Here is a 6,811-nt window from a genome sequence, read left to right on the forward strand (position 1 = left end):
GTTTTCGGGTAAACGCGTATGCAAGATCTTGCATCCCCGCCGTAAACAGCAAGTGCAAGGGGCAATGCCTTGATCGCGTTTCGAAATATCAGGCCTGTATGGACTGATCTGAAGGCCGAACCCCCTGCATTCCGGTAAAACAAGCGCGCGCGACAGCACGTCGAAAAGCATCAGCCTGTGTCGTACGGCCTCCCTTGGCGGTACGTTTCAGGGCGCTGCCGCGTCGCCACTCACGAAGGAAGAGAAGTGCAGCGATTTGTCTTCACGATCCGATTCAAGTTGATGCTTGCCTTCGGCGCCTGGGCAACCCTGATGTTGGTCGTCGGACTGGTGGCGCTCACCTCGCTCTGGGGCCTCGACGCGAACGCGTCGTCGTCATACCGCCTGTCGCTGACGAGCCTGATCGCCGTGGCGTCGATGGGCGGTGCCGTCGCGATCTATTGCGGTGTGCATCTGAACCGCGTGGTATGCGGTGGGTTGAACCGCATGGGCAAAAAATTCGAGGACATCGCGGTCTCCCTTGACCTGTCAAAGCGCTCATCCAGCCCGCGCATGGACGAGTTCGGCCGCGCCGCCGTGGCGTTCGACAAGTTGATGCGTCGTGTCGAAGCGACTGTGTCCGCCGTGAATGTATCGACCGAATCGGTCGCCACCGCGACGCGCGAAATCGCGGCCGGAAATCTCGACCTTTCCGCGCGCACGGAAGAACAGGCCGCGTCGTTGGAGCAGACCGCCGCCAGCATGACGCAACTGACCGAGACGGTGAAGCAGAACGCCGACAATGCACGCCAGGCGAACGTACTGGCTACGAACGCCACGGACATCGCCGGTACCGGCAGCAACGCGGTGCAAACCATGGTGGCCACCATCGAGCGAATCAACGGCAGCTCGAACAAGATTTCCGAAATCACGAGCGTGATCGAGGGGATTGCGTTCCAAACGAATATCCTCGCGCTGAATGCCGCCGTGGAAGCGGCGCGGGCCGGCGAGCAGGGACGTGGCTTCGCGGTGGTGGCCAGTGAGGTGCGTAGCCTGGCCCAGCGATCGGCGTCGGCGGCAAAGGAAATCAAGGACTTGATTTCCTCGTCGGTCGCCACGATTCAGGATGGCTCGCAACAGGCCGTCGAAGTCAGCGCCGCGATGGACGAGATCAAGAGCGCGATCAAGCGGGTGACGGAAATCGTCGGCGAAATCGCCGGGGCGTCGGAAGAGCAAAGCCGGGGCATCGAACAGGTCAGCCAGGCCGTCACGCAGATGGACCAGGTGACGCAGCAGAACGCCGCGCTGGTCGAGCAGGCGGCCGCGGCGACCCACTCGCTCGAAGACCAGGCGGCCAAGCTCAAAACCGCGGTCTCGTCATTCAGGATTACCGAGTCAGCGCACCTCGCGGTTGCCATCGCCGCATAGCCGCGTGTAGCCGCGTCGTCGCGAACGTCACCATTTCGCCGGTGCGGGCACGGCGCACGGCCCCTCGACGCCCACGCTGGTGAATTCCGCAGGGCCCACCACTTCCAGGTACTCCATATCCGGCGAATAGTCGAAAAGGAAGTGGCGGATGCCGGGTCGTTGATGCACGCAATCGCCCGCTTCCACGAGCGTTTCCTTGTCTTCATACATGAACTTGGCCCAGCCTTTGAGCATGTAGACGATATGGAAATCGGCACCGTGGATATGCCACCCCGTACCCGCCTCGGGTGCCTGATTGGCGCGAACCAGATGCGCGATGACTTTGCCGCCGGTGGCGTCGGCAATGCCAAGGTCGCGATACATGAAGAAGTCGCGCAGACCGCCGCTCACAAATGCGGTGTCGCCCGGCTTGACGTGGGAAAAATGGCTTTCGTTGCTGTTCATGATGTCGATGACAAATCAATGAAAACTGCGGGTTAGGAATACGAAGTCGCCGTGCCTTGTACTCACGTCACAGCACGTGGGCCCATCGCGCCTCTCGGTCTGCGAGGGCCCGTACCACCGGCCAAGCCTATTGCGCGGTCCAGCCACCATCCGCGGCCCATGTGGCGCCACGCACCTCAGACGCCAGCGGCGAACAAAGCATCAAGGCAAGGTTGCCAAGCGCCTCGGGCGACACGAATTGGCCGGACGGCTGCTTTTCCCCCAGCAGGCGAGCTCGCGCGTCGTCGGGAGAAAGGCCGTCGCGCAGCGCCAGGTCGTCGATCTGTTTCTGCACCAGCGGCGTCAACACGAATCCCGGGCAGATGGCATTGCATGTCACGCCGGTCCTCGCGGTTTCCAACGCCGTGACTTTCGTCAGCCCCACCAATCCGTGCTTTGCGGCCACATAGGCCGACTTGCCCGCGGAGCCAACGAGGCCATGCACCGACGCAATGTTGATGATGCGCCCCCAGTTGCGAGCGCGCATGCCAGGTAACGCGTGGCGGGTCGTGTGGAACGCCGAACTCAGGTTGATGGCGATGATGTCGTCCCATTTGTCGAGGTCGAACGTCTCGATGGGCGCCACGTGCTGAATGCCGGCATTGTTGACGAGAATGTCCACGGTACCGAAGCGATCCTGCGCCGCAGCGAACATGGCGTCGATGGCTTCGGCGCTACGCATGTCGGCCGGATGGTGCATGACCTCGGCACCCTCCGATGCGATCGTCGAGACGGCGGCATCGACGTCGCCGAAGCCGTTGAGAATGAGGTTGGCACCGGCGTGTGCCAGTACCTGTGCGATACCCAGGCCAATGCCGCTGGTCGAGCCAGTGACAAGCGCGGTTTTTCCGTTCAGCGTCGTCATGGAATCCATCGTTCACACCAATCCAGTCGTGTAATAGAGCGCGATCACGAAGAACACCGCCATCGTCTTGATACACGTCACCGCGAAGATGTCGCGGTACGATTCGCGGTGCGTCAGTCCGGTGACGGCGAGCAGGGTGATGACGGCGCCGTTGTGCGGCAGCGTGTCCATGCCGCCGCTGGCCATCGCCACCACGCGATGCAGCACTTCGAGCGGGATGTGCATCGTTTGCGCCGCCTTGATGAACGTGTCGGACATGGCGGCGAGCGCAATGCTCATGCCACCGGAGGCCGAGCCCGTAATCCCCGCGAGCGTCGAGACGGACACCGCTGCGTTCACGAGCGGGTTGGGAATTCCCTTGAGCGCATTGGCGACCACGAGGAAGCCGGGCAGGGCGGCAATGACGCCCCCGAATCCATACTCGGAAGCCGTATTGAGCGTGGCGAGCAAGGCGCCGGACACGGCGGCTTTGGTGCCGTTCGCGAAGCGGTGGCGCACCTTGCCGAAGGCCGTCAGCAGCACGAGCAGAATGCCGGTGAGCAGCGCGCCTTCGACAGCCCAGATCGCCACCACGCCATTGATCGATATCGTCAGCGGGGCATGAATGCCGGGAAGAATGTCCGGGGTCACGTCAAAGCGATCGCCATACCAATGCGGAATCGCCTTGGTGAGCGCGTAATTGACCACGCCCACCAGGACCAGCGGCGTAATGGCCAGAATGGGATTGGGCAGGTTCTCGGTGTTCACGCGCTCGGGCTCGTTGTGCAGCGAATCGCCGTAGCCTTCGCCGTTGGCCGCAGCAATGCGGCGACGCCACTCGAGGTAGCTCAGGCCAACCACAACGATGAAGACCGCCCCGGCAACCCCCAGCACAGGCGCTGCCCAGGCCGTGGTCTTGAAGAACGTGGTCGGGATGATGTTCTGGATCTGCGGCGTGCCCGGCAGCGAATCCATCGTGAAGCTGAATGCCCCCAGCGCAATGGCACCGGGCATCAGGCGCTTGGGGATATTGCTCTGTCGGTAGAGTTCCGCTGCAAACGGATAGACGGCAAATACCACCACGAACAAGGAGACGCCGCCATAGGTGAGCAGCGCACACACCGCGACGATCACGGCGTTTGCCCGTGTGCGGCCAATGTACTTGATCGCAGCGGCAACAATGGACTCGGAGAAGCCGGACAGTTCGATGACCTTGCCGAATACGGCCCCGAGCAGGAATACCGGCAGGTAGAGCTTGACGAAACCGACCAGCTTTTCCATGAAGATACCGGAAAAGACGGGTGCAACGGCGTCGGGCTGGATCAGCAGCACAGCACCCAGCGCCGCGATCGGGGCAAAAAGAATCACGCTATAGCCGCGATACGCAACAAACATCAGAAACGCCAATGCGGCGAGCACGATGAGAAACGACATTTTGTCTCCAGTATGTTTGCCTGCACGTTGCTGTGCTGGCTGAAGTTCTTACGACCGGCAGCCGCTTACGCAATAACCGTGCCTTCGTTGCTTAAGTCCTTGATCGGGAAGGACTCCGGCAGTTCTCGCCCCGCAGTGACCGACGAAACGAACAGCGAAGCGCGGCAGAAAGGAGTTGGATTGTCTCGATTTGGAGACGGCCGGCGCGCGTTGCTTGGGCTGCAATACCCAAAATTCCCAACAAATCAGTGTTGAGAAGGCGTTTTCACGGATAGAGCCGGCGTCTCAGTTTGTGGAATAATCGTCTCGAAATATGGACAAATGGCGATTTCGAGATGACTGATGACAAAACGCCGGACACCGTCACGCTAGGCAAGGCGAGAGGCTTGCTTTCCGATTACGGATTCGTTCGCAAGCACGCCATGCAGTCGCTGTTCGAGACGCTGGACAATTCCAGTGAGGGCACCGTGGTCGTCGACGGCGATGCGCGGATTGTCTGGATCAATCGCAGTTACGCCGCTCGCTTCGGATTCACCAATCCCGATGAAGTGATCGGTCTGGATTGCGAAACCGTGATTCCCAATAGTTTGATGCGCGAAGTTGTGGCGACGGGCCGACCAATCCTGCTCGATATTCTTGAGACAGGGCAGGAGCCGCTGGTGGTCACGCGGCTTCCGATTCGGGATTCGCGCGGTGGAACCATTGGCGCCGTGGGATTCGCGTTATTCGACGAGCTGAAGGCGTTGACGCCGATGTTCAGCAAATACTCGCGACTGCAGTCGGAGCTCCTTGCGACGCGCCAGTCGTTGGCGCAGGCGCGGCGGGCGAAATACAGCTTTTCGAGTTTTGTCGGCACCAGTGCGGCAAGCCTGGAGACCAAGCGCCTCGGGCGTCGCGCCGCTCAGCTCGATTCGCCGGTGTTGCTGCTTGGGGAAACCGGGACCGGCAAGGAGTTGCTGGCCCATGCGATTCATGGCGAATCCATGCGCGCAGACAAGCCGCTGGTCACGGTCAATGTCGCCGCGATTCCCGATGCGCTGCTCGAAGTGGAGTTCTTCGGCGCAGCGGCCGGTGCCTATACCGGAGCGGACCGTAAAGGCCGAACGGGCAAGTTTGAACTGGCACACGGCGGAACACTCTTCCTTGACGAAATTGGCGACATGCCGCTATCCCTGCAAGGCAAACTGTTGCGGGTCTTGCAAGAGCGCGAATTCGAGCCGATAGGGTCGAACCGTGTCGTCCAGACGGACGTGCGCATCATCGCCGCCACGTCGGCGGATTTGCCGAACCTGGTCGCGCAAGGGAAGTTCCGGGCCGATCTGTACTATCGCCTCAACGTGTTGATGATTCGGGTTCCGCCGCTGCGCGAGCGTGCGTCGGACATCGAGGCCATGTCATATGCGATTCTGGATAAATTGAGTTCGCGCCGTGATGCGGGGCATCTGGAATTGAACGAAGACGCCATCGGCCGACTCAGGGCCTATCGCTGGCCGGGGAATGTGCGTGAATTGCACAACACGCTCGAGCGCGTGGCATTGCTCTCGGAGAGCGGGCGCATCGACGCGCGTTCATTGGCTCGCTTCATTGGCGACGGCGTCGGCGCGCAAAGCGAACCCGATGGGGCGGCGGATGCGGAGGCGGTCGTCGGTCAGGCGAGCGGCGATCCGGGCGCGGCTGACGTGCCGCGATACGACGAGGCGATGAAAGCGTTCGAGCGACAGTTGCTGATCGACGCGTTGCGTGCCGCAGGCGGGCGGGTCGCGGAGGCTGCCGCGCGATTGGGTATCGGGCGCGCCACATTGTACAAAAAGATGGCACTCCTTGAGATCGGCGCGTAGCCGCGCCAGCCGAACCACGATCGTTCGATGCCGGAACGTGCGAAAGCCCCGCCGGCAGCCATGCCGGCGAGGCTGCTTCCAACGTATCGCAGGGGACGTTGCAATACGATCAGAAAATGACGGCCATGCCCAGCATGCCGACGAACTGGCCGGACGTGCTCGACCCGGTCAGGTTCTGCGAGTCGCCGACGGCCGGCGAGGCGGCGATGATGTTCCCCGCCCCGTTCTTGCCCAGCGTCTGCCCGCTCGCGTGCTGATAGGCCTGAAGCGCATACAGCACCGTGCGCTTCGACAACCGGTAGTACTCACGCAGCGAAAACTGATGATAACGCGCGCTGTCGGTCACGCCGTTCGCACTCGTCGCGGCGGTGTACGAATAGCCCGCGCCGACGTCGAAGGCCGGCGTGAGCTTGTACACGCCCAGCACGCCCACCGTATTGAAGATCGCCGAGTCGGTGAAGATCGAACGGCTGCCCGGCAGATATGTGACGTGCGAGATGTTCGCGCCGAGAACGAAGTTGCCGAACGAATAGTTGCCCGCCGCCGCCCACTGCTCCAATGCCCGCGCGCTGACATATCCCTGGTTCAACACGGACGTGCCGAAAGAGCCCGTCGACGCACTGTCGAACCCGGTCGTCGTGGCCGCATTGTTCAGGCGCAAATACCCCGCACCGACGGACACCGGCCCATTGTCGTAACGCAAGGCCGCGCTGATCGTGCTGCCCTTGCCTGTGCTGCCCGCCTGGCCGCCGAACGCATACATCACGCTGGCTTGCAGGCCCGCATACGTTGGCGTCGTGTAGAC

6 protein-coding genes are annotated in these 6,811 nt (G+C 61.9%); 2 read left to right on the plus strand and 4 right to left on the minus strand.

The window, feature by feature from the left end; translation table 11 throughout:
* Positions 1-246: 246 nt before the first annotated feature.
* A complete protein-coding gene (locus A985_RS0117225) occupies positions 247-1,407 on the plus strand; it encodes a methyl-accepting chemotaxis protein (RefSeq protein ID WP_017234618.1) in 1,161 nt (386 codons plus the stop codon).
* 27 nt (positions 1,408-1,434) lie between these two features.
* Here A985_RS0117225 and A985_RS0117230 read toward each other — a convergent pair whose 3' ends face one another.
* The 3 genes from A985_RS0117230 to A985_RS0117240 form a co-directional block, all read right to left on the minus strand.
* Positions 1,435-1,851, minus strand: a complete 417-nt coding sequence (locus tag A985_RS0117230) for a cupin domain-containing protein (RefSeq protein WP_017234619.1) — start codon at positions 1,849-1,851, stop codon at positions 1,435-1,437.
* Between the two features lie 127 nt (positions 1,852-1,978).
* The gene (locus tag A985_RS0117235) at positions 1,979-2,755 is read right to left on the minus strand and encodes a 3-hydroxybutyrate dehydrogenase (protein WP_026132076.1); all 777 of its coding nucleotides are present in this window, start codon (positions 2,753-2,755) and stop codon (positions 1,979-1,981) included.
* 12 nt (positions 2,756-2,767) lie between these two features.
* On the minus strand, positions 2,768-4,168 hold the full coding sequence (locus A985_RS0117240) for a GntP family permease (RefSeq protein ID WP_017234621.1): 1,401 nt from the start codon (positions 4,166-4,168) through the stop codon (positions 2,768-2,770).
* A gap of 335 nt (positions 4,169-4,503) precedes the next feature.
* Between A985_RS0117240 and A985_RS0117245 the strand changes: the two genes are divergently transcribed.
* The gene (locus A985_RS0117245; protein ID WP_017234622.1) at positions 4,504-6,006 is read left to right on the plus strand and encodes a sigma-54-dependent Fis family transcriptional regulator; all 1,503 of its coding nucleotides are present in this window, start codon (positions 4,504-4,506) and stop codon (positions 6,004-6,006) included.
* Positions 6,007-6,115: 109 nt separating this feature from the next.
* Here A985_RS0117245 and A985_RS29420 read toward each other — a convergent pair.
* On the minus strand, positions 6,116-6,811 hold a 696-nt coding region (locus A985_RS29420; RefSeq protein WP_232424663.1), incomplete at its 5' end, for a porin.

The sequence above is a fragment of the Pandoraea sp. B-6 genome, assembly GCF_000282835.1.
Taxonomy (GTDB): Bacteria; Pseudomonadota; Gammaproteobacteria; order Burkholderiales; family Burkholderiaceae; genus Pandoraea; species Pandoraea cepalis.